Consider the following 25,942-nt stretch of genomic DNA (forward strand, 5'->3'; position numbering starts at 1 on the left):
CGGCGACGGGCCTCGAAGCGACCGTCGCCCCCGCGCTCATCGAGGCGGCCGGCCGAGTCGTCGACTTCCGGCCCGCCGTCCCCGCCGACGCCGTCGTCTCCTGTACGGCCTGTCTCGAACACGACTCCCGGGAGATTCTCGGCGATATCGACGCGCCGACGCTCGTCGCCGCCGGGAAGTCCGACCGACTCTTTCCCGAACCGCGGATTCGAGAACTCAAAGACGGCGTCGCGGACGCGACGCTCGCACTGTTCTCCGGGGCGGGTCACAACCTCGCGACCAGCGAGCCGCGACCGCTGAACGGCGTCGTCAGGCGCTACTTCGACGGGTTCCGCGGCGACGGGCTGTATCCGTAAGCGCGAACCGCGAGCGGCGAGGGCCTCGAACCCTCCCCGCGGCAACAGACACATACGCCGGGCGGCCGTCGGACCGCCCATGCGCGACGCCCTCCGATCGAGCCCACTTTTCAGCGTCCGTCGGCTCCTCGTCTGTTTCGTCGTCACGCTCGTCGTCGTGACGACCGACGCGCTGTTCTTCCACGTCGAACCCGTCCGAACCGCCGCCGAGTTCGGAACCGAAGTGACGATTCACACCCTCGGCTTTTACGGCGGGTACACGCTCGTAGCGCTGTTCAATCGGTCCGGAGCAGAGCGATAGAAAAAGCGGTGACGGGAGCGACAGGGGTGACCGAGTTAGATGACGCCCATCTCGTCGAGCCGCGTCGGCAGGTACTCGTCGGTCACGAAGTCGAGACCGCGGGAGGCGAGCGCCTGCTGTTCGGCCTTCTTGCCGATGTCGAGTTGGAGTTCTATCTGTTCGGTCCAGTAGTCGCCCATGAACCGCGGGTCCTCCAGTTCGGACTGGAGCGCGTTGATGTCGGAGTCCGCGAGCGGGTCGGTCGGGAGGTCGTAGTCCACGATGTCCTGCGGCTGGATGCCGACGAACCGGGCCTCCGGCGTCGCGAGGTGCTCCGACAGGTGCGCGGACTTGATGGAGCCGTAGGCGACGGAGCCGAAGATGCGGTAGGACCACGGGTCGCCGTCGGTGAAGACCACGACCGGCAGGTCGAGTTCGTTGTGCAGGCGCTTCGTGATGCGCCGGGTCGCCCGCGCGGGCTGACCCTTCAGGTGGACGATGAGCACGTTGTACTCGTCGTCGAAGCCGTTTTCGACGAGGCGGTCGCGCATCCCACCGGTCTCCACGCAGAGGACGAAGTCGATGTCATGGTCGAGGAACTCGATGGTGTCGGGGTTGTTCGGAATCTGGTAGCCGCCCTCGCCCACGTCGAGTTGGCAGTGGATGTCGCGCTCGCCGCGGCGGGTCTGCTCGCGGAGTTCGAGCGGGCCCATGAGGGTCGCACCCGACTCCTCGGGCCGCATGTGGAAGTCCTCGCGGGTGACCTCGGAGACGATTTCGAGGTCCTCGATGAGCTGGTTCGACTCGTCTTGGTCGGAGAAGTGCGCCTCTTCTGCGTCCCACGACTCGGAGATGTAGTACAGCTCACGAAGGGTGGACGAGCGGCCCTCCTCTAACTGCCGCGCGAGGAACTCGATGGTGTATGAGGCCTTCAGGAGCTTTCTCGCCCCCCGGACGCTGTTCGCAGAGCGCGTCGAGGTCCGGTCGCCGTACACCCAGACGTTCGAGTTCTCGTCGTACTCGATGTTGCTTTTCGTCCGCGTCGGGAGCGTCATGTGCGGAATCTCCCCCGCGTCGAACTGGTCGTAGAACTCCGCCGCGAGATCGATGAGACGCTCGCGGGCGCGTTCCTCGGATGTCTTCCGTTCAGATGCCATTATACGTTCACCGTGAGTTTCTCCGTCTCGACGCCGTCGACGTTGATGTCGAACGACGCGTCCTGTGCGACCGAGTACGTGAGTGTCGCCGTCTCACCGGACGACACCTCGGGGTTCCACTTGACGAACCACTCCCCGTCGAGGTCGACCACCGTCGCCTCGCCGTCGAGGCCGCCCGGCTCCGCCGAGACGATGTCCGTGATGTCCGGCGACTCGTTCGTGTTGGAGTAGTTCTTCACCGTGAGCGTCACCTCGCCGTCGTCGACGGCTCGCTCGACGGTCAGGTTGTTCATGATGCGGCCGAGCGCGCCGTCGATGTTGGGCTCGGGTCGGCCGGTGACCTCCGAGAGCTTCGTCGCCATCTGCGGGAGGATGCGGCCGAGTACGTCCTGTTTCTTGCGGCGCTTCTGGAGCGACCGCCGCTTCGAGAGGTAGGACTTGAGCTCGCGGGCCGCCTCGCGGATAGCGAGTTCGACCTCGTCTTGAATCGCCGGCACGTCCGCGAGCGCGTCTTTCGACTCGCTCGTGAAGGGGACGTTCGTAGAGGCGACGTGGACCATGAGGACCGCGGGGCCGTTCGGCATGCCGCTACCGCCCGGTTGGTCGAGGCCGTAGTTCCGCCAGCCGATGTCCTTGACGACGTGGGTGATGGTACACGCGCCCTGTTGGTAGACGAGCGGGACGCGGTTGGCGAAGCGGAGCAGGTCGATTTTCCCCTCGGACTTCAGTTCGCCGCCGTAGGCGATGCCGGCCTCGACGATGAACGGGTCGCCGCCGTGGACCTCGGCGTCGCGGGTCGCCGCGGCGTAGAAGTCGGCGTCGAACTCCTTTTTCAGGCCGGCTTCCACGAGGTCGGCGGAGATGGGAGAGAGACAGTCCGTCGGCGGCGCGAGGATGTCCGTCTCGCGCATCGCGTCGAGCAGGTCGCGGGCCACGTCGCGGTCGTCGGCGACCTCACGGACCTTCGGCACCTCGTCGGAGACGGTGCGCATCCGCGACCAGATGGCGTCGGCGATGTTCTCCTGTGCCGTCTCGCCGTAGGTCTCGTCCTCGCGTTCTTTGGTTCGCTCGGCGGCCCACGCGACGAACTCGGCCACGTCGTCGCGGGTGGCGCGGTCGGCCGGGCCGGTCGTCTCGGCGAACTGCGTGGCGATAGAGCGCGCCATCGACACCTTGCCGGCGTCGTCTTTCTGCGTGGTCGTCACGTCGTCGATGATAGCGTACACGTCGCCCTCGCGGTCGTCGGTGAGGACGGGCCACAGCGCCTCGACGACGTTCTCGCGGACCGTCTCGCCGAACGAGGTGTCGGTCTCGTCGCCGACCGTCTCGGCGACGTTTCCGACGATGGTGACGAGTTCACCGTGGGCGATGCGGTCCTTACCGACGACGATATCCACCAGTTCGGACGCGAACGCCGCGGTCGCCTCCTTGCCCTTGTTGGCGACGGCGTCCTCGACGACGGCGACGAGTTCGTCCGCCTCAGTCGCGTCGGGCGTCCGCCACGTCATCTCGCGGCCGAAGTGTCGGTCGCGGAAGGCGTCGTGAACCTTGTCGGAGGTCTTCGCGCCGACGCGGGTGAACTCCTCTTGGAGGAAGCCGGAGACGGAGTACGACTCGGTCGCCGCGAGCATCTTCAGGAGCGTCCCGAGTTCGACGCCGTGGGGGTGGGGCCGAATCTCCTTCGTCTGCTTCGGAAGCTGGTCGGTCGCCCGCTCGAACTTCATCGGCTCGTCGAGGCCGGGTTCCCGGAGTTCGATGCGGGCGTGGGGGTTGACGACCGCCGTGTGGAGGATGTAGTCGTGGAGCTGTTGGCGGGCGCGCATGTTGGCTTCCATCTCCAACTCGATGCGCGTGCCGTGAGGGCGGTCCCACGAGGTCGTCTTCTCGGTGCGAATCTCGGGTTCGTTCTGGTCCGTGTTGATGACGAGTTCGAAGTACTCGGCGTCCTCCGAGCCCTGCGTCCGACTCGTCACCTTGGCGGGTTTCCCGCTCGTCAACTGCGAGTAGAGGACCGCCGCGGAGATACCGATACCCTGCTGGCCGCGGGACTGTTCGCGCGCGTGGAAGCGAGAGCCGTAGAGGAGCTTCCCGAACACTTTGGGCACCTGCTCTTTCGTGATGCCCGGCCCGTTGTCCTCGATGACGAGGCGGTAGTAGTCGCCCGCCTCGGCGATTTCCACGTAGATGTCGGGCTGGATGCCCGCCTCCTCCGTGGCGTCGAGCGCGTTGTCCACCGCCTCCTTGACGGCGGTGACCAACCCGCGGGCTCCGCTGTCGAAGCCCAACATGTGCTTGTTCTTCTCGAAGAACTCGGCGATGGAGATCTCCCGCTGGCCCTTCGCCAGCTCCTCTGCGATCCCCGGCTCGTCACCGAGTGTCGACTGGAACGAGGTCATTTCCTGATGCGCATCTACCCAGTCCCGCGTTAAGTACTCACCGGCAACGGAGTGAAAGTGAAATTTCGGCGTTGACGCGCTTCGCGGGCTGTCCACAACGGAACGGCGAATTATGTTACACAGAGTCACCCACGACGTTCGCGCCGGGCAGTCGAAATCGCCGGACGCGGAAACCGCTACGCGGGACTCCAGTAAGTAGTACGCGCCCGCGCGTGCGAGCCTTTAAGGGACGGGCTATCCTAGGCCAGTTCAGATGTCACAGGATAACGAGTACGGGGCCGGACAGATTCAGGTCCTCGAAGGGCTTGAAGCCGTTCGAAAGCGTCCGGCGATGTACATCGGGTCCACCGATTCTCGCGGACTCCACCACCTCGTCTACGAAGTCGTCGACAACTCCATCGACGAGGCGCTTGCGGGCCACTGCGACGCCATCGAGGTCGCCCTCCACGAGGACGGCTCTGTCAGTGTCACCGACAACGGCCGCGGGATTCCGGTAGATACGCACGAACAGTACGACCGACCCGCGCTGGAGGTCATCATGACCGTCCTCCACGCCGGCGGGAAGTTCGACAACAAGTCCTACCAGGTCTCCGGCGGCCTCCACGGCGTCGGCGTCTCCGTCGTCAACGCGCTGTCGAGCGAACTCGAAGTCGAGGTCAAACGCGACGGCGCGGTGTGGACACACCGCTTCGAGTTCGGCGAACCGCAGGTCGACCAGTTCGAGCGCGTGCGCGACCTCGAACCCGACGAGGACACCGGGACGACCATCCGATTCTGGCCGGACGACGGTATCTTCGAGACGACCGAGTTCGACTTCAAGACACTCGAAAACCGTCTGCGCGAGCTCGCGTTCCTCAACTCGGGCGTCGAGATTTCGCTCGCCGACGAGCGGACCGACGAGTCGAGCACGTTCCTCTTCGAGGGCGGCATCCGCGAGTTCGTCGAGTACCTCAACGAGACCAAGACGGCCCTCCACGACGACATCATCTACTACGACGACGAGTCGGAGGGCATCGAGGTCGAAATCGCCATGCAGGCGACCGACGAACTGCAGGGCTCGATTCACGCCTTCGCCAACAACATCAACACCCGCGAGGGCGGCACGCACCTGACCGGGTTCAAGACGGCGCTCACCCGCGTCGTCAACGACTACGCGAACACCCACGACATGCTGGACGACCTCGACGGCGACAACCTCCGCGGCGAGGACGTCCGCGAGGGGCTCACCGCCGTCATCTCAATCAAACACCCTGACCCGCAGTTCGAGGGGCAGACGAAGACGAAGCTCGGGAACTCCGAGGTGCGCGGTATCGTCGAGAGCGTCACCCACCAGCAGCTCGGGACGTTCTTCGAGGAGAACCCGGACACGACGACGGCCATCATCTCGAAGGCCGTCGAGGCCGCCCGCGCCCGCAAGGCCGCAAAGCAGGCCGAGGAGCTCACCCGCCGCAAATCCGCGCTCGAATCCACCTCGCTGCCGGGGAAGCTCGCGGACTGCCAGAGCCGCGACCCCTCGAAGTCCGAACTGTTCGTCGTGGAGGGCGACTCCGCGGGCGGCTCGGCCAAGCAGGGCCGCGACCGAAAGTTCCAGGCGATTTTGCCCCTCAAGGGGAAGATTCTGAACGTCGAGAAACACCGCCTCGACCGCATCCTCGAAAACGACGAGATTCGGGCGCTCATCACCGCTATCGGCGGCGGCGTCGGCGACGAGTTCGACATCGAGAAGGCGCGCTACCAGCGGCTCATCCTGATGACCGACGCCGACGTCGACGGCGCGCACATCCGGACGCTGCTGCTCACGCTCCTGTACCGCCACATGCGGCCGCTTATCGAGGCCGGCTACGTGTATGCGGCCCAACCGCCGCTGTACCGCGTTCGCTACCGCGGCAACACCTACGACGCGATGAACGAGGCCGAGCGGGACCGCATCATCGAGGAGAAATGCAACGGCAACCCCACGCAGGTCCAGCGGTTCAAGGGACTCGGCGAGATGAACCCCGACCAGCTGTGGGACACGACGATGAACCCCGAAAACCGCGTCCTCAAGCGCATCACCGTCGAGGACGCCGCCGCCGCCGACCGGATGTTCAACATCCTGATGGGCGACGCCGTCGGGCCGCGAAAGCAGTTCATCAAGGACCACGCGAACGACGCCGAATGGGTAGACATCTAATATGAGTTCTGACGCACCAGATTCCTTCGAACCGGGCGCGGGTATCGCGGCCGAAGTCAAGAACGCGCGCATCGAAGACGAGATGGAGCAGTCGTACATCGACTACGCGATGTCGGTCATCGCGGGGCGGGCGCTGCCCGACGTGCGCGACGGCCTCAAGCCGGTCCACCGGCGCATCCTGTATGCGATGCATCAGGCCGGCGTGACCTCCAACTCGTCGCACCGCAAGTCCTCGTCCATCGTGGGCGAGACGATGGGTGACTACCACCCCCACGGCGACTCCGCCATCTACGACACCCTCGCGCGCATGGCGCAGGACTTCTCCATGCGCTACCCGCTCGTCGACGGGCAGGGTAACTTCGGCTCCGTCGACGGCGACCCGCCGGCCGCGATGCGCTACACGGAGGCGCGGATGTCCCCCATCGCCGAGGAACTCCTCGACGACATCGACAAGGACACCGTCGACTTCCAGTCGAACTACGACGACCGCAAACAGGAGCCGACGGTCCTCCCGTCGTCGTTCCCGAACCTGCTCGTCAACGGGTCGTCCGGCATCGCGGTCGGGATGTCCACGAACATCCCGCCGCACAACCTCGGCGAGGTCATCGACGCCACGGTCGAACTCATCGAGAACCCCGACGCGACCATCCCGGACCTGATGGAACACATCAAGGGCCCGGACTTCCCGACCGGCGCGAACATCGTCGGCCGCAACGCGGTCCACAAGGCGTACAAGACCGGTCGCGGCCGCGTCCGCGTCCGCGCCGACTACGACGTGTTCGAGGAGGAAGGCCGCATCGTCATCAACGAACTCCCGTATCAGGAGAACAAGGCCCGCCTCATCGAGCGCATCGCCGACGACGTGAACGAGGGGAAAATCGAGGGCATCCGCGACATCCGCGACGAGTCCGACCGCGACGGCATCCGCGTCGTCATCGAACTCAAGCGCGGCGCGATGGCCGAGGTCGTCAAGAACCAGCTGCTCGACAACCACCTCGAATCCACGTTCGGCGTCATCAACCTCGCGCTCGTCGACGGTCAGCCGCAGGTGCTGACGCTCAAGGAGACGCTCGAACACTACCTCGACCACCGCCGCGACGTAGTCCGCCGGCGCTCCGAGTACGAACTCGCCGAGGCCGAAGACCGCGCGCACATCCTCGAAGGCCGCCTGAAGGCCCTCGACAACATCGACGACGTGGTCGAGACCATCCGAAACTCCGAGAGCCGCGACGACGCGAAGGCCGCGCTCCGCGGCGAGGTCGAAGTCGAAGTCGACGGCGAACCCCTGCCGACGTTCGACTTCTCCGAGGAGCAGGCGAACCACATCGTCTCGATGCAACTCGGTTCGCTCACCTCGATGGAGGCGGCCGAAATCGAAAACGAGTACGAGGACGTCCAGGCGACCATCGAACGCCTCGAAACCATCCTCGGCGACCAGTCGGAACTCGACGCGGTCATCGAGTCCGAACTGCTCGACATCAAAGACGAGTACGCCGACGACCGGCGGACCTCGTTCGTCGCCAACACCGGCGAGGTCACCCGCGCCGACCTCATCCCCGAGGAGGACGTGGTCGTCGTCGTCAGCGAGGACGACTACATCAAGCGCATGCCGGTCTCCCGGTTCCGCGCCCAGCACCGCGGTGGCAAGGGCATCATCGGCACCGACCTCAAGGAGGGCGACAACGTCTCGTCGGTGTTCGTCACGAACACCCACGACGACCTGCTCTGTTTCACCAACCACGGACAGGTCTACCAACTGAAGGCCTACCAGGTGCCCGAGATGTCGCGGACCGCCCGCGGGAAGTCGGCGGTCAACCTGCTCGACTTCGACGACGGCGAGGAGATTACGGCCGTCGTCAACTGCGACGACCTCGAAGACATCGAGGGCTACCTGACGATGGTGACCCAGAACGGCTACATCAAGCGGACCGGCACCGACCGGTTCCAGAACATCCTCTCGACGGGCATCATCGCCACCAAACTCGACGAGGGCGACGAACTCGTCGACGTGGAGGTCACCGACGGCGAAAGCGACCTCGTCATCGGCACCGAACAGGGCATGTCCATCCGCTTCGACGAGGACGAAGTGCGCGCGATGGGTCGCTCGGCCCGCGGCGTCCGCGGCGTCAAACTGACCGGCGACGACGTGGTCGCCGGCGTGGCCGCCATCGACGAGGACCACCACAGCTGGATTCTCACCGTCACCGAGAACGGTTACGGGAAGCGCACGGACCTCGACGCCTACCGCAAGCAGTCCAGAAACGGCAAGGGTCTCATCGACATCAAGACCAACGACCGGAACGGCCCGGTCTGCGCCATCAACACCGTCGGCGAGGGCGATCACCTCGTCGTCATGTCCGACGAGGGCCAGATTCTCCGAACCCCCGTCGAAGACATCTCGACGGTCGGCCGTAACACGATGGGCGTCATCGTGATGGACCTCGACGAGGGCGACGACGTGGCCTCCGTCGACGTGATTCCGGCCGCGATGACGACCGAAGACGAGGAACTGGACGACGTGGAAGGGGACGCGGAAACCGACGCGGACGACGAGTAAGTCGGCTCTCCCCGACGACGGGTCTCTTTTTGCGGACTCCCACCGGAGAGCCGCGGCTTCGGCCGTCACTCCCCGAAGGCATTTACCTCGGCCGACGGACCGTCCCGGTATGAGCATGCGACCGCGGTCGGGAATCGTCGGCGTCTCGGCGCTCGCATTCGTCGTGGTCCTCGGCGGCCTGACCGCACTTCGGGCGTGGTACCTCGAACCGCCGACACACGTGCAGTCGCTCGTCGTCGACGCGGGCGCGGTCGTCGTCGTCGCCGGCGTCGCGTCTCACGTCGCCCGTGGAGAGCGCGTCGGCACGCGAATTGGCGAGGGTATCGTGCTCCCTTCGGCCCGTGTCTCGGGTTCGCAGTCAACCTGTTCGTCCCGGTTTCGACGATGGAGTCGCCGCTGTGGCTCGCGTATCCGCTCGTCGCCGGCGCGGTGCTCGCGCTCGCCGTCGGTGGGTTCGGTGCGGCCGTCGGCTACGCCGTTCGAGTCGTGAAAGCGAGAAAAACCAGTAACAGCGCGTCGTAGCTCCTATTTCTCAACGTCCGACGGCTCTCTCGTCAGGTCGTAGGTGTAGTGTCGCGGCTTGCGGTCGCGGAGCCAGTCGCGGAGCGGTTCGACCCGCGGGCGGTAGGTGAGCGTCGACCCGAGGGCGGTCAGCGGGAGGAACTTCGCCGCCTCGATTTCGTTGTCGGGGTCGCTCGGCGACGGCGTCGGGTCGTCGGCGACGGGCGTCGCGTGGTAGAACCGCTGGAGATAGATGCGGCGGTCCGGGGCGCGAATCTCGCTCGTGAAGGCGAGCGACTGGATTTCGACTTCGACGCCGGTCTCCTCTGCGGCCTCGCGGGCGGCCGTCTCGAAGAAGAACTCCCCGGGTTCGGAGCCGCCTTTCGGTAGTCCCCAGCGGTCCTTCTCGTAGACCGCGAGCACGGAGTTCTCCTGTAGGACGACGACGCCGGCGGCCAGGTCGTGCGGGGCGGGGGCTTCTCTCGGCGTCGACATCAGAGGATGCGCTTGCCGAAGGCGCTTGCGGCGAGTTCGGTCGCGAGTGTCGCGGTCTCGTTGTGCTCGTCGAGGATGGGGTTGACCTCCACGAGTTCAAACGAGCGCATGGCTTCCGAGCGGGCGACGAGTTCCATCGCCGCGTGGGCCTCGCGGTAGGTCACGCCGCCGCGGACGGGCGTCCCGACGCCGGGAGCCTCGCGGGGGTCGAGCCAGTCGAGGTCGAGGCTGATGTGGACGCCGTCGGTGCCGTCGGTCGCCACGTCGAGGGCGTCGTTCGTCACGTCGGTGATGCCGCGCTCGTCGATGTCGGACATCGTGTAGACCGTCACGTCGGAGTCGCGGACCGCCTCGGCCTCCGCGCCGTCGACGGAGCGTAGCCCGACGATGGCGACGTTTTCTTCCTTGAGGCCGGCGGCGTTCGCCCACTCGACGCCCTCGAAGTCGCCGACGCCGAGTGCGGCGGCCAGCGGCATGCCGTGGACGTTTCCGGACGGCGAGGTGCTCGGCGTGTTGAAATCGCCGTGGGCGTCGAACCAGATGACGCCGATGTCGGCGTCGCGGGCGCTCCCGACCAACGAGCCGATGGCGATTGAGTGGTCGCCGCCGAGCGCGAGCGGGATCGTTCCCTCGGCGAGCGCGGTCGAGACGGCGTCTGCGAGGCTCCTCGTCACCTCTTCGACCTCCTGGACGTGTTTGGCGTTCGCCGCCCCGGCGTCCGCGTCCCGCGTCGCGTGGTGCGGGACCGCGAGGTCGCCCGCGTCCGTCGGCGAGACGCCGGCGGACTCGAGTTGCCCCGCAAGTCCGGCGTATCGAATCGCGGAGGGACCCATGTCCACCCCGCGTCGGTTGGCACCGTAGTCCGTCGGTGCACCGAGAATCCTGACGTTCCGTTCCATAGTTGACCAACTCGGTCGGGGTGTTTAGTGGCATCGGAAAAACACCCTTATTGATAATGCCGTCCGTCGCCTCCCGGGAGGCCGCCGTATGGCGACATGGACTCCGGCCGGTCGCAAGGCCGTCTCGCTTTTCCGCGGCCGTGTCGTATCGAGTGCCATGCGGCACTTGCAGATTCGCGTCGAGGCGGGGGAACTCGACGCGGTCGTCGATGCGCTCCGAGGCGAGGACGTCGACCCGGTCGTTCTCCCGGTTGGCGAGTCCGACGCCGACTCTCGGTCGTACCTCATCGAGTTCCCGCTGCCGACAGAGGCAGTCGACAGAGTCAGAGAGACGCTCTCCGAGGCGGGGTTCGAGGAACGCTACCTCGTCATCGGCAACATCGAGTCGGCGACGACGCCGCACTACGACCGACTCGTCGAGCGGTACGTCGAGGGCGACGAGGAAGAAGAGCGCGTCTCGAACGAGGAGATTCTGACGAAGGCGCACGACCTCAACCCCCAACCGACGGCGTACTACGGGATGACGGTGCTGAGCGCACTGGTCGCCACGGCGGGGCTGTTGCTCGACTCGCCCGCCCTCGTCGTCGGGTCGATGGTCATCGCCCCGCAAATCGGCGCGGCGCTCATGGCCAGCGTCGGCGCGGCGCTCGGCGAGGACGCGATGTTCACCGACGGGGTTCGCTCGACGGTCGTCGGCCTCGCCGTGGCCATCGTCGCCGCCGCGGCGCTGGGGTGGGGGCTCAAGACGGCGCAGTTCGTGCCGTCGGCGCTGAACGTGACCACGGTCGAGCAGATAGCGAGTCGGTCGTCGCCGGGGCTGTTGACGCTCGTTGTCGCGCTCTGTGCCGGTGCGGCCGGAGGCGTCGGCTTGGCGACCGAGCTCCCCGTTTCAATCGTCGGCGTCGCGGTCGCGGCCGCGACCGTCCCCGCGGCCGCGGCCGTCGGTATCGGCGTCGCGTGGGCGATTCCGGCGGTTGCCGTCGGCGCGCTCACGCTCCTCGCAGTCAACGTCGCGAGCATCGTCCTCGCGGGGACGCTCGCGCTCTGGTACCTCGGCTATCGACCGAGTTACTGGGACTCACCGGGGTCGACGAGACGGCGGCTTCGCTCGTTCTTCGGGACCAGAGCGACGTGGGTGGCGCTCGCCCTTCTCGGACTCACCGTGCTCGGGCCGGGCTCGCTCCTCGCCTCGCAAATCGCGTTCGAAAACGGTGCGATCGGGGCCGTGCAAACCGTCCTCGACGACTCGGAGTACGATTCGCTCGAACTGCTGTCGGTCGGCGTCGAGTTCGAGACTCTCGGAATCGACGACGGCCCGCGACGGGTGACGGTCACGGTCCAACACCCGGTCGGTCGTCAGTACCCGCAGTTGTCGTCGCGAATCGGAGACCGAATACGCGAGGCCACCGAAAGGGACGTCGTCGTGACTGTGAACTTCGAACAGCGGAGTCGGTCGGGGCCGTCGTGACCGCCTGAGGCCGAAGACGGGGACGAGCGTCGAGAGACTGAACCAGTAGGCTACTCGTCGAGATACGGTTCGCAGACGCGCCGAACGCCCTCCTCGAAGGAGATTTGCGGTTCCCAGCCGGTCGCTTCGCGAATCTTCGTGCAGTCGGCCATCGTGTCGTGGACGTACACGTCGAGGGGGTTTTCGATGTAGACCGGGTCGACGTCGGTGCCGAGGGTCTCGTTTATCATCCCGACCATCTCGTTGAACGAGTAGCTCTCGGCAGTCCCGAGGTTGTAGATACCCTGAAGCCGGTGGTCGGCGGCGAGTTCGATGCCGCGGACGATGTCGTCGACGTGCGTGAAGTCACGTGTCTGGGTGCCGTCGCCGAACAGTTCCGGCGACTCGCCGTTGGCAATCTGGTCGGCGAACTGCGCGACCGTGTTGGCGAACTCGCCTTTGTGTTCTTCCGCGCCGCCGAAGCCCTGATACACCGAGAAAAAGCGGAGCCCGGCCGTCCGCATGTCGTAGTGGTGGTGGAAATACTCCGCGTAGCGCTCGCGGGCGAGTTTCGACGCCTCGTAGCCCGTGCGCGCCTCGACGGGCATGTCCTCCGGCGAGGGCTCCGTTCGAGAGCCGTAAATCGAGGACGTGGAGGCGTAGACGACGGTGTCACAGCCGTCGTTTCGGGCCTGCTCAACCGTGTTCACGAAGCCTTCGACGTTGACGCGCGCGCCTTTCGTCGGGTTCTCTTCGTGCATCTTGTACGACGACAGCGCCGCGAGATGGAACACCACGTCGACGCCCTCGGTCGGGAGGTCATCGTCGAGGACGCTCACGTCGTGGAATTCGACCGCTTCGTCGAGGTTATCGGGCGTTCCGAGGTAGAGGTCGTCGACCGCGACGACCTCGTTTTCCGCCGCGAGATGGTTCGCGAGGTTCGAGCCGATGAAGCCGGCACCGCCGGTGACGAGGACTCGTTTCCCGTTCATGTGCTACCGAACTCTCGTGAGCCGTATAGTGCTATCGACAGCATCGAGGCCGAATTAGGGTTCAAAATGAACATTCATGAGTGTGACGCGGTTACAAAGTAGACGAACGGCAGATTCGAGGCGTCATCCATCGGATTTAAGGACGTATGTAGCGAACCACTCTCCATGTCATCAATCGAGCTCACTTCAAGTCAGAAAACTATCTTGACCGCCCTCATCAACCTCTATCGGGACTCCGAGGACGCCGTGAAGGGTGAGGATATCGCGACCGAAGTCAACCGGAACCCCGGCACCATCCGGAACCAGATGCAGAGCCTGAAGGCGCTCCAGCTGGTCGAGGGCGTACCCGGTCCGAAGGGCGGCTACAAGCCGACCGCGAACGCCTACGAGGCGCTCGACGTGGACAAGATGGACGAGCCCGCGTTCGTCCCCCTGTTCCACAACGACGAGGAAGTCGAGGGCGTCAACGTGGACGAAATCGACCTCTCCAGCGTCCACCACCCCGAACTGTGCCGCGCCGAGATTCACGTTCAGGGCTCGGTCCGCGAGTTCCACGAGGGTGACAAGATTCGCGTCGGCCCGACGCCGCTCTCAAAGCTCGTCATCGACGGCACCCTCGACGGCAAGGACGACACGAGTAACATCCTCATCCTCCGCATCGACGACATGAAGGCACCCGTCGGCGAACCCCAGCACTAACCACGCTCCTCTCTCCGTCTTTTTCCGGGCACTCTCCGCGCGCTCCGACCGACAGGTCCGGCGTTCGGACGCCGGCCGAACCGAACGGTGGAGTTCGGACCGCAAACACGTCAGAGATTAATGTATAATAGTACACAGCTTTATCTGAATAGGGGACGCAGTACTCTCCATGGCGTACAATCAGCAGAGTGCGTTCGGCATCCCATCAACGTGGGAGGAACTGAACGCCGACGTGATTGCGTTTCTCTTCACCGCAACCCTGCTTATCGGGGCGGCGTCGTTCGCTTTGATGGCCGGTGGAGACCCCGAAACGATGGCAGTGGTCGCACTGACCGGAGTCGCGGTCGTTCTCCTTGGAACGGCTCTGGTTCGGTTCTCCGAGTATCTCCGAACGACTGAGTCGCCCTCCTTCTGAGGACCGAAGCGTCGAGAGACCACCGCGGCGCGGCAGCGCGTATTTTCTCACACGAATCGGAACGAGGAGTCGCTGTTGCGCTCCGTACTCCGTGAGCGCTATCGGCACTCGGGGATTGCGGCGTCGAGAAAGCGAAACCGAGTCGGCGAGCGTCGAGCGTCGGGCGTCGCGTCACCCGGCGGCCGGATACAGCGACCGAGTTACAGGTCGTTCCAGGCCGAGAGCGCGCGCTTCGGCGACGTCACGTCCGCAATCCAGTTCGCGGCGATGCCCTTCTTCAGCGTCCGCGCGAGCGGGCCGCCGAAGACGTTGACGGGGAACTCGCCGACGACCGGGAACTTTACGCCGTGAGCGACGGCGTCGTGGCCGATGGAGATGACCGTCCCCTTGTCGGTGAACGTCCAGCGCTTGAGCGGCTTGCCGGCGATGGCGCGGGCGATGTTCTCGCCGGCCACGTCCGCGGCGTCCCAGGCGGCCTGCGCCGTCGGCGGCGCGACGCTGTCGGGACCCTGCTCGACGAGGGCGCAGTCGCCGACCGCGAAGACGCGGTCGTCGCTGGTCTGGAAGTCCTCCTCGGCGAAGAAGCGGTGGGAGCGCTCGTCCTGTTCGAGTTCGACGTCGGACGCCTCGGGCTGACCGGTGATGCCGCCGGTCCAGACGAGCACGTCGTAGTCGAGCTCCTCGGGGTCTTCGTCCTCGCCGCCGCCGATGAAGACGGTCTCCTCGTCGACCTTCGAGATGAAGTCGCCGGTGAGGATGTCGATGTCGAGGTCCTCGACGCGACGGCGGAGCGCACCCTGCAGTTCGGGGTCGTTGCCGGGGAAGATTTCGTCCATCCCCTCGACGAGTTTGATGTCGATGGGCGCGCGGTTCGTGTCGCGGTACTCGGCGACCTCGGCGGCGGTCTGGATGCCCGAGAGACCCGCACCGCCGATGACGACCTGCGCGGGGTCGTCGCGGGAGGCGTCGGCGGCCGCCTCCTTGATGTCCTGGTGAATCTCGCGGGCGTCGTCAAGGCCCTTGAGCTGGTGGGCGAACTCTTCGAGGCCCTCGATGCCGAAGAAGGCGGTCGAAGAGCCGATGGCGACCAGCAGATAGTCGTAGTCGACGGTGTCGCCGCCTTCGAGTTCGACGACCCGGTCGTCGACGTTCACGTCGGTCGCGCGACCCTTGACGAAGTCGGTCGAGTCCTCTTTGACATCGTCGACGGGGATGGCGATGCTGGACTCGACGCTCGGGTCGCGGATGCAGCGGTGGACCTCGTGGAGGACGAGGTGGTAGTCGTGTTCGGCGACCCACGTGAGTTGTGCGTCGTGACCGAGCTCTTCTTCGAGGGTTTTGACCGCGCCGGCCCCGGCGTACCCCGAGCCGAGAACGACGACCTGCGTGCTCATGTCGTCGGATGCGCAGTCATCCGATAAAGGGGCTTTGAAACCGTCTCCACGACTGTGGTAATTTTGGCCTCCACGCCCCCAGAGCGTCGAAATCAGTGTTCGACGGTTGTCGGATTAATCGAGGCTGAGACCCGCGTGCCAGCGGTCGACGCCCGCGTCTCGCTTGACCGCGTCCATCTCCGCGAGGAGGTGGACCGCGAGGCTGGCGGTCTCCGCCGCGCGCGACTCGCCTTCGGTGCGGAACTCGCCCGTGACCCGGTTCGCGTAGACCGAGCAGACGGCCCCCGCCCGGAGGCCGTAGACGTTGGCGATGGTCAGGAGCGCCGCGGCCTCCATCTCGATGTTCTTCACGTTCGCCTCGCGGAGTTCCTCGACGAGCGAGTCGGAGCCGGCGGCTCGGAAGCCCTCGAAGCCGGGGCGACCCTGCCCCGCGTAGAAGGAGTCGGCGCTCATCGTGAGACCGACGTGGTAGTCGTAGCCGAGGCGTTCCGCGGCCGCGACGAGCGCCGAGACGACCTCGTGGTCGGAAACGGCGGGGTAGTCCTCGCGGACGTACTCCTTGGACGTGCCCTCCTGTCGGACCGCGCCCGAGGTGATGACGAGGTCGCCCACGTCCATCTCGGGTTGAATCGCGCCGCAGGAGCCGACGCGGATGAAGGTGTCCGCGCCGACGCGGGCGAGTTCCTCGACCGCGATGGCCGCCGAGGGACTCCCGATACCCGTCGAGGTGACCGAAATCGGCGTTCCGTCGTAGCTCCCGGTCGCCGTCCGGTACTCGCGGTGGTAGGCCTTCTCCTCGTGGTCGTCCCACAGCGCCGTCACCTTGTCCACGCGCTCGGGATTTCCGGGGAGCAACACCGCGTCGGCGAGGTCCTCGGGACCGACTTCAAGGTGATACTGGACCTCGTCGTTCGGGTCCTCGCTATCGTTCATGACTCTACTCGCGGGTGAGCGGTGGAAATTCTTGCGTTCTTCGAGGGGGCCGCCGCGGGTGGCGTCGCACTCTCGTCTACGTTCGCGGTTGCGGTCGTCGCGTGTTCAGTCGCAGCCGCCGTCTCGCCCGCGACCCCGCGCCACGTCGGGTCGTCGGAGAGGTCGCCGTCACGGAACGGCGGTGGGAGGTCGGCGCGCTCGTCGGCCGCCAGCAGGTAGCCGAGTCCCGCACCGACGTACCAGTCGACAAGCGACGGGTCGAGGTCGGTGTCGACGACGATGTCGCCGCCGGTGTACCACTCCAGGGCATCGTCGTCGTCCGCGTCGACGCCGGTCCGCCGCCACCGCACGCCCGACTCGCCGTCGCCGAACGCCGACACCGAGACGGTCACGTCCGCCATCGCCGGGTCGGAGACGCGTTCGAACGAGAGGTTCGCGGGCGCGACGCCGTCGGCTCCGGCCTCGTAGTACGACAGCGCGTGGTCGAGTTCCGCCTCGTAGGTCGCCCGCTCGTCTGCCGAGACGTTCGAGAGGTCGACGTGGACCGCGACGGTCCGCTCGCGGAAGGGCGTCTCCCGGTCGGCGGCGTCCGGTTCGGGGAGTCGCGTCGTCTGGATGCGCTCGGACAGCACGGGGAACGTGTCGGCGTCGTCGTGGGTCAGCCCGAGCAGATGGCCGAACTCGTGTTTCAGGACCGTCTGGGTCGTCTCGTCGTCGTAGCCGGCGGCGACGACCACTGAAACCGGTTCGTTGGGTGCGGTCGGGTCGTCGCCGTCCAAGAGGGGCGCACAGCCGACCGCGTCGGTGCCGGCGTAGTCGCCGCAGGCGTCGATTCGCTCGACGACCGAGACGGTCACGTCCGGTTCCGAGGCGTTCGGCACCACGACGAACGCCGGGCCGTAGGCGGTCGCCGACGCGTTCGCTCGCCAGTAGTCGACCGCCGATTGGACGAGCGAGGCGTAGTCGCGGCCGTCCGCGGGCGCGTCGATGCCGACGACGACCGGCGCGCGACCCCACGGGTTGTCGGCGGGTCGCGTCTCCGGCATCGCCGGCGACCCGGGTCCGCCGATGGCGGCCGAGACGGCTCCATCGTCGCCGTCGCTCGCGTCGGCCGAGGGGTTCCCGAGGGCCGCGTCCACGACCGGCGGAGACGGCGATACGGACGTACACCCCGAAAGCACGACAAGAAAGGCGAGCGCGAGGGCGGCGGTTCCGCGGCCGGCGACGGGCGACACGTTACTCGTCGGCGTCGCGCTTCGCCGCGGCGGCTTCGAGCGTGTCCAGCGAGATGGTGTTCGGGAGGAGTTCGCCGAGCGTGTACTCGGCGACGTCGTCGCCCCCGAGGTCGCAGACGACCGGGAGGTCCTCGCCGCAGAACTCCGCGAGCGTCTGGCGGCACATCCCGCAGGGCGTCACGCCGTCACGCGCCCCCGAGGTGACGACGAGGCGGTCGAACTCGGTGTGGCCGTTTTTGACGGCCTCCGCGACGGCGACCTCCTCGGCGTGGAGGCTGTTCGAGTAGTTCGCGTTCTCGATGTTGCAGCCGACGTAGACCTCGCCGTCGGCGGTCCTGAGCGCCGCTCCGACGGTGTACTCCGAGTAGGGAACGTAGGCGTTGTCGAGCGCTTCGCGGGCGCGTTCGACGAGTGCTTCGGGCATTGGGCGCTCATTCGCGCGGGGTGGCTTAGTTCGTTCGGCTCCCCGAGACTGTCGTGTCGGCCGACGGACACGGACGGGTTTCTGGGTGTCGCCTCCATCGCGTCGTCCCGCAAGCGACTATACGGCTCGGTCCTAACGCGGCGTCGTGAACGACACATCCGGCGGACGACGAATCCTGTTCATCGTCGGCGCGAGCGTCGTGGCCATCTCGGGCATCCTCGGCGTCTTTATCGGCGAGAACGGCGGCCAGGTCGCCGCCGAGATATCGCTGTTCGGCTTCCTCTCGCTTCCGACCACGCCGCTCGCGTTCAGCCTCTACGGGATGGTGTTCTCGGCCGTCATCCTCGGGGCGCTGTTCGCGCTCGTCGAGTACGCCTCGCGCGTCGAAGACGCGCGCTAGGACGGCGGCTCTCGGCTCGGGCGGCGAAGCGTATCGGCCGGGGAACTCCGACCGAAAGGCGGACCGTTTTTGCTCGTCCGGCCCCGACGGACCCGCATGGACGCGCCCTCGTCGACCTCGACCTCGGACGCCTCGGCCGGCGACGCCTCGCCCGGCCCGCTCCCGGAGGACACGGGCGGCAAGAACCGAAAGCGCGCCGCGCTGGCGACCGCGCCGTTCCTCGCGCTCGGACTGGCCGACGTGGTGCTCATCCTCCTGCAGGGACTCGAACCGCTCTGGGGGTTCGCCATCCTCCCGCCGATTCTGTTCTGTAGCGTGCTGACCTGGATCGTCTTCAGCACCGACTTCCTCGACGACCGGACCTGAGTCGGAGCCGGCTCGGTGCCGGAGCGTCAGCGCCGCAGGTTCGTTGAGTACTTCGTCGGCGTCTCCTCGTCGTAGCCGAAGTCCTCGGCGGTTAGCTCCGGTTCGGCGTCCCCGGCGCTCGCGGGCGCGGCGACCTTGAACCGCTCGCGGAGTTGCTCTGGCATCGAGAACGCCTCGCGGTCGAGTCGGAGCGCAATGGCGTCGCCGTCGACCTCTCTGACCCGGTCGAGTCGCTGCCGCGGCCCCTCTGGGAGGTCCTCGGCGTCGACCGCCTCGAAGCCGAACTGCGCGCAGTAGCCGTGGTCCGAGGTGAAGCCGTACACTGTCTCGAACTCCTCGGCCGCGGCGCGGTCGACCAGTCGCTCGACGACGTGCGCGCCCACGCCCTGTCGGCGCCACCGCTCCGAGACGCCGACGCAGGTGAGTTCGCAGAACGGCTCGTCGGTCTTGTGGACCCGGATGCGCCCGAATCCCGCCTTCTCGCCGGACTCCTCGTCGAGCGCAATCACGTAATCGCGGGACCGGAAGGAGCCGTCGTCGAGTCCGAGTTCTTCCAGCGAGTCGAGCAGCCAGACCTCGTCTCGGTTCTTCGCGTCTCGGACGTACATGCTTACTCGTAGCACACCCGCCGACAAAAACGACTCGGGCCGGTACGGCGATTCCCGCCGCGTCTGGCGAACTCAACGAAAGAACAGTAAAGATTCATGGTCGCGGTCGCGGTACCTCGATTCATGGACGTACCCGACACCGACACCGTGGTGCACGAACCGGACCCGGCGTTCGTCGAGGACGCCAACGTCACCCGATTCATGCGGGAACACGATATCGAGGAGTACGACGAACTCATCGAGCGGACGACGACCGAGGTTCCGGGCGTCGGTGCCTCGGGCGTCGAGTGGTTCTGGGACGAACTCGTCGACTACCTCGACATCGACTTCTACGAGGAGTACGACGCCGTCCGCGACGACTCGGAGGGGCCGCAGTTCTCCCGCTGGTATCCCGGCGGCGAAATCAACGTCGCCCACAACACCCTCGACCGCCACGCCGCGGTCGGTTCCGGCAACCGGAACCGCGTCGCCTGCATCTGGGAGGGCGAAGACGGCGAGGTCGACCAGCGGACCTACCACGACCTCTACCGCGAGGCCAACCGCGTCGCCAACGTCCTCGAATCGTACGGCGTCGAAACCGGCGACACCGTCGGCCTCTACATGCCGATGGTCCCCGAAGTCATCTCTATCCTCTACGGCTGTTTCAAGGTCGGCGCGATAGCCGTCCCCATCTTCTCCGGATTCGGCGTCGACGCCACCGCGACCCGTCTCGAAGACCCCGAGTGCTCGGTGCTTTTCACCGCCGACGGCTTCTACCGCCGCGGCTCCGAGGTCCAACTGAAGCCGACCGCCGACGAGGCGATGGACGAAGCAGACTGCGTCGAGAACGTCGTCGTCTACCGGCGGTTCGGGGACGAAAGCGACGGCGGCGATGGCGGAACCGACGCCGACCACGAAGTCCCGTGGACCGACGACCGCGACGAGTGGTGGGACGACACCGTCGGCGCGGCCGACCCTGAGTACGAAACCAAACGCCTCCCGTCGGACGCCGAGTCGATGCTCCTGTACTCCTCGGGGACGACCGGCAAGCCGAAAGGCATCGTTCACACCCACGCTGGCGTGCAGATGCAGACCGCGAAGGAGATTCACTTCGGCTTCGACCAGAAGCCCGAAGACCGCTTCTTCTGGGTCTCCGACATCGGCTGGATGATGGGCCCGTGGACGCTCATCGGGAACCACACGTTCGCCGGCACTATCTTCATGTACGAGGGCGCGCCCGACTACCCGAACCCGGACCGCTTCTGGGACATGATTGAGCGCCACCGCATCACCACCTTCGGCATCTCGCCGACGGCCATCCGCGCCCTGCGGAAGTACGGCGACGAGGAGGTCGAGAAACACGACCTGTCGAGTCTCCGCCTGCTCGGGTCGACCGGCGAACCGTGGGACCCCGAGTCGTGGATGTGGTTCTACGAGAACGTCGGCGGCGGCGACGCCCCCATCATCAACATCTCCGGCGGCACCGAAATCTGTGGCTGTTTCCTCATGCCGATGCCGACCCAGCCGCTCAAGCCCTGCTCGCTCGGCGGCCCAGGCCTCGGGATGGACATCGACATCGTGGACTCGTCGGGCGAGTCCATCGTCGACACCCACGAGCGCGGCTTCCTCGTCGCCCGCGACTCCTGCCCCTCGATGACCAAGAGTCTCTGGGAGGGCGACGAGCGCTACCTCGACACCTACTGGTCGTCGTGGGACGACCTCTGGGACCACGGCGACTGGGCCCAGAAGGACGAAGACGGCTTCTGGTTCCTGCACGGCCGCGCCGACGACGCCCTCAACGTGGCCGGCCGCAAGGTCGGCCCCGCCGAGGTCGAAGGCGCGCTCATCGAACACGACGCGGTGAATCAGGCCGCCGCGGTCGGCGTTCCCGACGACACCACCGGGACCGCCGTCGTCGCCTACGTCGTCCTCGAAGACGGTATCGAGGAGAGCGACGACCTCCGCGAGGAGCTTCGCGGCGTCGTCGGCGACGAGTTGGGCAAGCCGTTCCGCCCGCGCGAGATACTGTTCGTCGACGAGTTCCCGAAGACGCAGTCGGGCAAAATCATCCGCCGCGCCATCGCCTCGATTTACGCGGGCGAAGAGCTCGGTGACATGAGCAGTATCGAGAATCCCGAGTCGCTCGAAAAGATAGAAAACGCGTCCTGAAGCGGTTTTTCCGCCTTCGTTCAGTCGGACAGCGCCGCGCCGACACCGTCGTTCCACGCGTCGGCGGTGAAGTCGACCGCGTCGTTCCACGTGGCGACGACGGTCGTCACCGCGAGGTCGCCGGTCACGTTCACCATCGTCCGGATGCGGTCGAGGATGGGGTCGACGCCGGCGACGAGACCGACGATTTCCAGCGGGAGTCCCAACTGCGTCAAGACGAGCGTGAGCATGATGAGCCCCGACCCGGGGACACCGGCGGTCCCGATGCTCGCCAGCACGGCGACCGCGACGACCGCGAACTGGTCGGCCAGAGAGAGGTTCACGCCGACGATGTTCGCCGCGAAGATGGCCGCGACGCCCTGATACATCGCCGTGCCGTCCATGTTGATGGTCGCACCGAGCGGGAGGGTGAAGCCGTAGATGCGTTCTTCGATGCCGAGGTTGTCGTCCGCGTCGGACATCGTCACCGGGAGCGTCCCGGACGACGACCGGATGCTCAGCGCGGTCACCATCGCATCACGTGCGCCGGAGAGGAACGCGACCGGCGACCGCCCCGCGACCCCGACGACGAACGCGCCGAGGTAGACGACCCCGATGTGGACGACGGCCGCGAGGAGCATCGTTCCGATGAGGAGCGCGAAGGGCAGGATAGCGCCGACGCCGGCGGTGCCGAAGACGTTCGCCATGAGCGCGAAGACGCCGAGGACGCCGAACTCCATCGCCCCCCAGACGACCTTGTACATCGCTTCTGCGCCCGCGTCGGCGAGGTCGAAGAACGCCTCGATGCCGCGTTTGACCTGCTCGTCGTCCGTCTCTTCCCACGCCAGCGTGAGGCCGAGGCCGAACACGACGACGAAGAAGATGGTCGGGAGCACGTTGCCCTCGGCCATCGCGCCGACGGGGTTCGTCGGGACGATGTTGAGGACGACTTCGACGGCGTCAGGGGCCTCGGCGCTCTGTGCCTCGGCACCGGCGAGCAGTTCTTCGAGCCCGCGGGAGCCGGGGGAGACGAGGTTACTCACGCCGAGTCCGATGGCGACCGCAAACGCGGATGTGAGCGCGTACAGTCCCACGACCTGCGCACCGACGCGGCCGAGCGACGACGGCGAGAGCTGTCGAACACCCATCAGGAGCGTGAACACCACGATGGGGACGATGAGCATCTTCAGCAGTCGGACGAACAGGTCGCCGACCGGCTTCAGGGCCGTCGCCGGCTCGCCGACGACGAGGCCGACGAGCGAACCGAGGACGAACGCGACCCCGATTCGGTAGACGATGCCGACCGACCGATACCGGTTCCAGAGAGACGCAATGCTAGAGTGTGACATGTAACGCGTTTGCACTAACGATACATCCAGAATATAAATATAGCGGTGAATGTCCTGAATTTAACACCGAGGTAGAATTCAATCTCAAATCTGAATTAATAGTTGGAGTCTTCGGCGATTCCTCTCCACCCCACGCGTCGTCGTCAGTACGCGTCGTCGGGCGCGAGCGCAACCGACTCGGGAACCTCGTCGCCGACTGCGAGCGCCGCTTCGACGGCCTCGTCGCCCGCGGGAATCCGAATCGTCCCGCCGGCGAGAAGCGGGGCGAGCACGCCGGCGACGACGGTGCCGGGATGGGAGAGCGACGACCTGACCGCGACCGTATCGCCCGCGTCGAGGTCGAAGTCGGCGACGACCTCACGGGCCGCGTCCAGCAGGTCGCTGTGGGTGAACTCGCGGTCGTCGGCAACGAGCGCCGGGTCGTCGGGGGTGACGACCACCGGGTGGACCGCGGGGTTCTCGCTCCAGACCTCCTGTTCCCAGTGCGTGATGGCGGGCGAGCTCGGCGACCCGCCGAACACGGCGAGTTTCTGCCCCGGCGGCAGGTCGGCGAACTCGGCCTCGCGGTCGACGGCGACCACGGTCGCCCGCGCCTCCACCGCCGGGTCGAACGCGGTCACCGCGCCGAGTTGAGCCGCCCCGAGGAACGTCAACAGCGGCTCGGGGAGTGAGACCGGGTCGACCGCGACCCGAGCGCCCTTGCGGACACCGAGGTAGCGGAGGACGTTTCCGGCCTTGTACGAGGTCGTGATGAGGTCGTGGTACGTGTAGGTCCGGCCGGGGCCGTCGACCCGGAGTGCGAGTCGGTCGCTCCGCCGGTCGCGGGCCATGAGGTCGCCGATAACGTCCATGGCCGGTCGTAGGGAGTCGGCGCGAAAAAAGCCCCCGAGGCGCTCTCGCGGGTCGAGAACGCGGCGAGGTATGCGTTGATATCTGAGTCTGGGCTCCGTCGCTCAGGGCGCGCCAGCAATGACGAACGTGCTCTCCTCGGAGCCGTTTCGGAGTTCGCGGGTGTCCTCCGGCGAGACGCGCACGGCATCGCCGGGTTCGAGGTCGAGTTTCTTGTCCTCGACGACGAGCGTCGCCCCGCCGGAGACGAGGTAGTACACTTCCTCGTGGCCCTGCTCGGCGTGGTCGTGCGGCTTACCGGACCAGTTGGGGTCCGCCTCCAACACGCTGAAGCCGAGTTCGACGCAGTCGAGTTCGTCTCGCAGGAAGTGGAGACCGCCGCCGACCGCGTCTACGTCCTCGTAGTTCGCTTTCGTGTAGGACATCACCCGAACTGACGGCCGCCGGACAAGAGAGCGTGGTGGTGCCGGAAATCCGTTACAGCGAGTTCTTCAGCTTTTGGAAGAGGCCCTCTTTGACCTCCTCGCCGCCGGCCTCGGCGAACTCCTTGAGCGCCTCGCGCTGTTCCTTGTTGAGGTCTTCGGGCGTGACGACGTGGACCTCGACGTGCAGGTCGCCGTGACCACGGCCGTCGAGGTGCGGCATCCCCGCGCCGGAGACGGTGAACGTCGACCCGCTTTGGGTGCCCGCGGGCACCTTCAGTTCCTCCTCACCGTCGAGCGTCGGCACCTCGACGGTCGCGCCGAAGACGGCCTGCGGGAAGGAGATGGGATGGGTGTAGCGGAGATCGTCGCCGTCGCGCTCGAACTCCTCGTGGTCGCGGACGTTGACCTCGACGAACAGGTCGCCGTTGGGACCGCCGTTCTCGCCCGGTTCGCCCTCGCCGCGGTAGCGGAGGCGCTGGCCGTCGCGGAAGCCGGCGGGGATGGTGATGGTCACGTCTCGGGTGCGGCGGACGCGCCCGCTGCCGCGACACTCCGAGCAGTCCTCGCTGTACGTCTCGCCCTCGCCGCCGCAGGCGCGACAGGTCGTCGTCTGCTGGACGCGGCCGAAGGGCGTCTGCTGGACCGTCGTCTGCTGGCCCGATCCGTTACACTCCGAACAGGTGTTCACGTCGGCGTCGTCGGGGTGGCCCTCGCCGTCGCACTCGGGACAGACCTCGCGGCGGCGAATCGTCACGTCGCGCTCGACGCCGTGGTAGGCGTCTTCGAGGTCGATTGAGATGCGCTGGGCCACGTCGCGACCCTGCTGTGGGCGGTTGCGCTGTTGGCCGCCCGCGCCGCCGTTGAACAGGTTGTTGAAGATGTCCTCGAAGCCGCCACCGCCGCCGCCCATGCCGCCGAAGGGGTTGCCGCCGCCGCCGAAGGGGTTGCCCTGTCCGCGGCCGCCGCCACCGCCGCCGCGTTTCTGGGACTGCTGGAAGCGCTCGTGACCGAGTTGGTCGTACATCTGCCGCTTCTCGTCGTCCGTGAGCACCTCCTTTGCCTTCTGGACCTTCTTGAACTTCTCCTCGGCGTCGTCCTCGTCGGAAACGTCGGGGTGGTACTTCGCGGCCTTCTTGCGGTACGCGTTCTTGATCTCGTCTTTCGAGGCGTCCCGCGAGACCCCGAGTACGTCGTAGAAGTCCTCGCTCATCAGTTGATATCTTGTAGCCGGTGAAGGTATTTGAAAAGTCCGTCTCTCGTATCGCGGCGAGTGTGAGCGGCGTCAAACCCGGGGTTTCGGCCGGATTCGACCGCCGGCGTCGGGTTCCTCTGCGAGCCGAGAGGCGGTCAGGTAGTTAGTTGTCCTCGTCTTCCTCGTCGAAGTCCGCGTCGGCGTCGACGAAGTCCTCGGGGTCCGCACCGCCGGGGCCGCCGGCCGCGCCCGCACCAGCGCCAGCGCCGCCGG

At 66.5% G+C, this 25,942-nt stretch carries 23 protein-coding genes and 2 pseudogenes; 11 read left to right on the forward strand and 14 right to left on the reverse strand.

The window, feature by feature from the left end; translation table 11 throughout:
* Both NKF06_RS10910 and NKF06_RS10915 read left to right on the forward strand, forming a co-directional pair.
* Window positions 1-356, forward strand: a pseudogene (locus NKF06_RS10910) (alpha/beta hydrolase); the annotation flags it as partial.
* Between the two features lie 79 nt (window positions 357-435).
* A complete protein-coding gene (locus NKF06_RS10915; protein WP_253245394.1) occupies window positions 436-657 on the forward strand; it encodes a hypothetical protein in 222 nt (73 codons plus the stop codon).
* 35 nt (window positions 658-692) lie between these two features.
* Here NKF06_RS10915 and NKF06_RS10920 read toward each other — a convergent pair whose 3' ends face one another.
* Together NKF06_RS10920 and NKF06_RS10925 are read right to left on the reverse strand one after the other, a co-directional pair.
* Window positions 693-1,793, reverse strand: a complete 1,101-nt coding sequence (locus NKF06_RS10920; protein WP_058827358.1) for a DNA topoisomerase IV subunit A — start codon at window positions 1,791-1,793, stop codon at window positions 693-695.
* A complete protein-coding gene (locus NKF06_RS10925) occupies window positions 1,793-4,189 on the reverse strand; it encodes a DNA topoisomerase VI subunit B (protein WP_253245395.1) in 2,397 nt (798 codons plus the stop codon). Before NKF06_RS10925 ends, NKF06_RS10920 begins: the two co-directional genes overlap by 1 nt.
* A gap of 253 nt (window positions 4,190-4,442) precedes the next feature.
* Here NKF06_RS10925 and gyrB point away from each other — a divergent pair, with 253 nt between their 5' ends.
* The 3 genes and pseudogenes from gyrB to NKF06_RS10940 all read left to right on the forward strand — a co-directional run bounded on the left by gyrB (window position 4,443) and on the right by NKF06_RS10940 (window position 9,441).
* Window positions 4,443-6,362 (forward strand): DNA topoisomerase (ATP-hydrolyzing) subunit B, encoded by a 1,920-nt coding sequence (gene gyrB / locus NKF06_RS10930; protein WP_253245396.1) that lies wholly within the window; start codon window positions 4,443-4,445, stop codon window positions 6,360-6,362.
* Window position 6,363: 1 nt separating this feature from the next.
* Complete coding sequence (gene gyrA / locus NKF06_RS10935) at window positions 6,364-8,919, forward strand: DNA gyrase subunit A (RefSeq protein ID WP_253245397.1); 2,556 nt, start codon at window positions 6,364-6,366, stop codon at window positions 8,917-8,919.
* A gap of 109 nt (window positions 8,920-9,028) precedes the next feature.
* A pseudogene (locus NKF06_RS10940) lies at window positions 9,029-9,441 on the forward strand (hypothetical protein).
* 3 nt (window positions 9,442-9,444) lie between these two features.
* Here the strand turns inward: NKF06_RS10940 and NKF06_RS10945 are convergent.
* Window positions 9,445-9,915 carry an NUDIX domain-containing protein gene (locus NKF06_RS10945; RefSeq protein WP_058827364.1) on the reverse strand — a complete coding sequence of 157 codons (471 nt, stop codon included), beginning with the start codon at window positions 9,913-9,915 and terminating at the stop codon, window positions 9,445-9,447.
* The gene (gene rocF, locus NKF06_RS10950; protein WP_256477302.1) at window positions 9,915-10,814 is read right to left on the reverse strand and encodes an arginase; all 900 of its coding nucleotides are present in this window, start codon (window positions 10,812-10,814) and stop codon (window positions 9,915-9,917) included. The genes NKF06_RS10945 and rocF overlap by 1 nt, the downstream gene beginning before the upstream one ends.
* A gap of 88 nt (window positions 10,815-10,902) precedes the next feature.
* Between rocF and NKF06_RS10955 the strand changes: the two genes are divergently transcribed.
* Entirely contained in the window at window positions 10,903-12,282 is a 1,380-nt protein-coding gene (locus NKF06_RS10955) for a DUF389 domain-containing protein (protein ID WP_253245398.1), read from the forward strand.
* Window positions 12,283-12,332: 50 nt separating this feature from the next.
* Here the strand turns inward: NKF06_RS10955 and NKF06_RS10960 are convergent, their stop codons facing one another.
* On the reverse strand, window positions 12,333-13,253 hold the full coding sequence (locus tag NKF06_RS10960; RefSeq protein ID WP_253245399.1) for an NAD-dependent epimerase/dehydratase family protein: 921 nt from the start codon (window positions 13,251-13,253) through the stop codon (window positions 12,333-12,335).
* A 165-nt stretch (window positions 13,254-13,418) separates the two neighbouring features.
* Here NKF06_RS10960 and NKF06_RS10965 point away from each other — a divergent pair, with 165 nt between their 5' ends.
* Window positions 13,419-13,952, forward strand: coding sequence for an Rrf2 family transcriptional regulator (locus tag NKF06_RS10965; protein ID WP_004976849.1), 534 nt, complete (start codon window positions 13,419-13,421; stop codon window positions 13,950-13,952).
* Window positions 13,953-14,121: 169 nt separating this feature from the next.
* Window positions 14,122-14,367, forward strand: coding sequence for a hypothetical protein (locus NKF06_RS10970; protein ID WP_058827386.1), 246 nt, complete (start codon window positions 14,122-14,124; stop codon window positions 14,365-14,367).
* A 200-nt stretch (window positions 14,368-14,567) separates the two neighbouring features.
* Here the strand turns inward: NKF06_RS10970 and NKF06_RS10975 are convergent, their stop codons facing one another.
* From NKF06_RS10975 to cdd, 4 genes are all read right to left on the reverse strand, one after another.
* A complete protein-coding gene (locus tag NKF06_RS10975) occupies window positions 14,568-15,761 on the reverse strand; it encodes an NAD(P)/FAD-dependent oxidoreductase (protein WP_058827367.1) in 1,194 nt (397 codons plus the stop codon).
* 114 nt (window positions 15,762-15,875) lie between these two features.
* Entirely contained in the window at window positions 15,876-16,694 is an 819-nt protein-coding gene (locus NKF06_RS10980) for a nucleoside phosphorylase (protein WP_058827368.1), read from the reverse strand.
* Entirely contained in the window at window positions 16,691-17,929 is a 1,239-nt protein-coding gene (locus tag NKF06_RS10985) for a hypothetical protein (RefSeq protein ID WP_253245400.1), read from the reverse strand. The genes NKF06_RS10980 and NKF06_RS10985 overlap by 4 nt, the downstream gene beginning before the upstream one ends.
* 1 nt (window position 17,930) lies before the next feature.
* Window positions 17,931-18,353 (reverse strand): cytidine deaminase, encoded by a 423-nt coding sequence (gene cdd / locus NKF06_RS10990; protein WP_058827370.1) that lies wholly within the window; start codon window positions 18,351-18,353, stop codon window positions 17,931-17,933.
* 145 nt (window positions 18,354-18,498) lie between these two features.
* Here cdd and NKF06_RS10995 point away from each other — a divergent pair, with 145 nt between their 5' ends.
* Together NKF06_RS10995 and NKF06_RS11000 are read left to right on the forward strand one after the other, a co-directional pair.
* Window positions 18,499-18,753 (forward strand): hypothetical protein, encoded by a 255-nt coding sequence (locus tag NKF06_RS10995; protein ID WP_058827371.1) that lies wholly within the window; start codon window positions 18,499-18,501, stop codon window positions 18,751-18,753.
* A 96-nt stretch (window positions 18,754-18,849) separates the two neighbouring features.
* Window positions 18,850-19,119, forward strand: coding sequence for a hypothetical protein (locus NKF06_RS11000; RefSeq protein ID WP_004976836.1), 270 nt, complete (start codon window positions 18,850-18,852; stop codon window positions 19,117-19,119).
* Window positions 19,120-19,145: 26 nt separating this feature from the next.
* On the opposite strand, the gene NKF06_RS11005 is transcribed toward NKF06_RS11000, so the two are convergent.
* Complete coding sequence (locus tag NKF06_RS11005) at window positions 19,146-19,727, reverse strand: GNAT family N-acetyltransferase (RefSeq protein WP_253245401.1); 582 nt, start codon at window positions 19,725-19,727, stop codon at window positions 19,146-19,148.
* A 123-nt stretch (window positions 19,728-19,850) separates the two neighbouring features.
* On the opposite strand from NKF06_RS11005, the gene NKF06_RS11010 reads away from it, so the two are divergent.
* Window positions 19,851-21,875, forward strand: coding sequence for an AMP-binding protein (locus tag NKF06_RS11010; RefSeq protein WP_253245402.1), 2,025 nt, complete (start codon window positions 19,851-19,853; stop codon window positions 21,873-21,875).
* Window positions 21,876-21,895: 20 nt separating this feature from the next.
* Here NKF06_RS11010 and NKF06_RS11015 read toward each other — a convergent pair whose 3' ends face one another.
* The 4 genes from NKF06_RS11015 to dnaJ all read right to left on the reverse strand — a co-directional run bounded on the left by NKF06_RS11015 (window position 21,896) and on the right by dnaJ (window position 25,687).
* Window positions 21,896-23,203, reverse strand: a complete 1,308-nt coding sequence (locus NKF06_RS11015) for a dicarboxylate/amino acid:cation symporter (protein ID WP_253245403.1) — start codon at window positions 23,201-23,203, stop codon at window positions 21,896-21,898.
* Between the two features lie 143 nt (window positions 23,204-23,346).
* Window positions 23,347-24,054, reverse strand: a complete 708-nt coding sequence (locus NKF06_RS11020) for an AMP-binding protein (protein ID WP_253245404.1) — start codon at window positions 24,052-24,054, stop codon at window positions 23,347-23,349.
* A gap of 102 nt (window positions 24,055-24,156) precedes the next feature.
* Entirely contained in the window at window positions 24,157-24,477 is a 321-nt protein-coding gene (locus NKF06_RS11025; RefSeq protein WP_253245405.1) for a cupin domain-containing protein, read from the reverse strand.
* A gap of 52 nt (window positions 24,478-24,529) precedes the next feature.
* Entirely contained in the window at window positions 24,530-25,687 is a 1,158-nt protein-coding gene (gene dnaJ / locus NKF06_RS11030) for a molecular chaperone DnaJ (protein WP_058827377.1), read from the reverse strand.
* Window positions 25,688-25,942 lie beyond the last annotated feature (255 nt).

The sequence above is a fragment of the Haloferax sp. AB510 genome (assembly GCF_024136985.1).
Classification (GTDB): domain Archaea; phylum Halobacteriota; class Halobacteria; order Halobacteriales; family Haloferacaceae; genus Haloferax.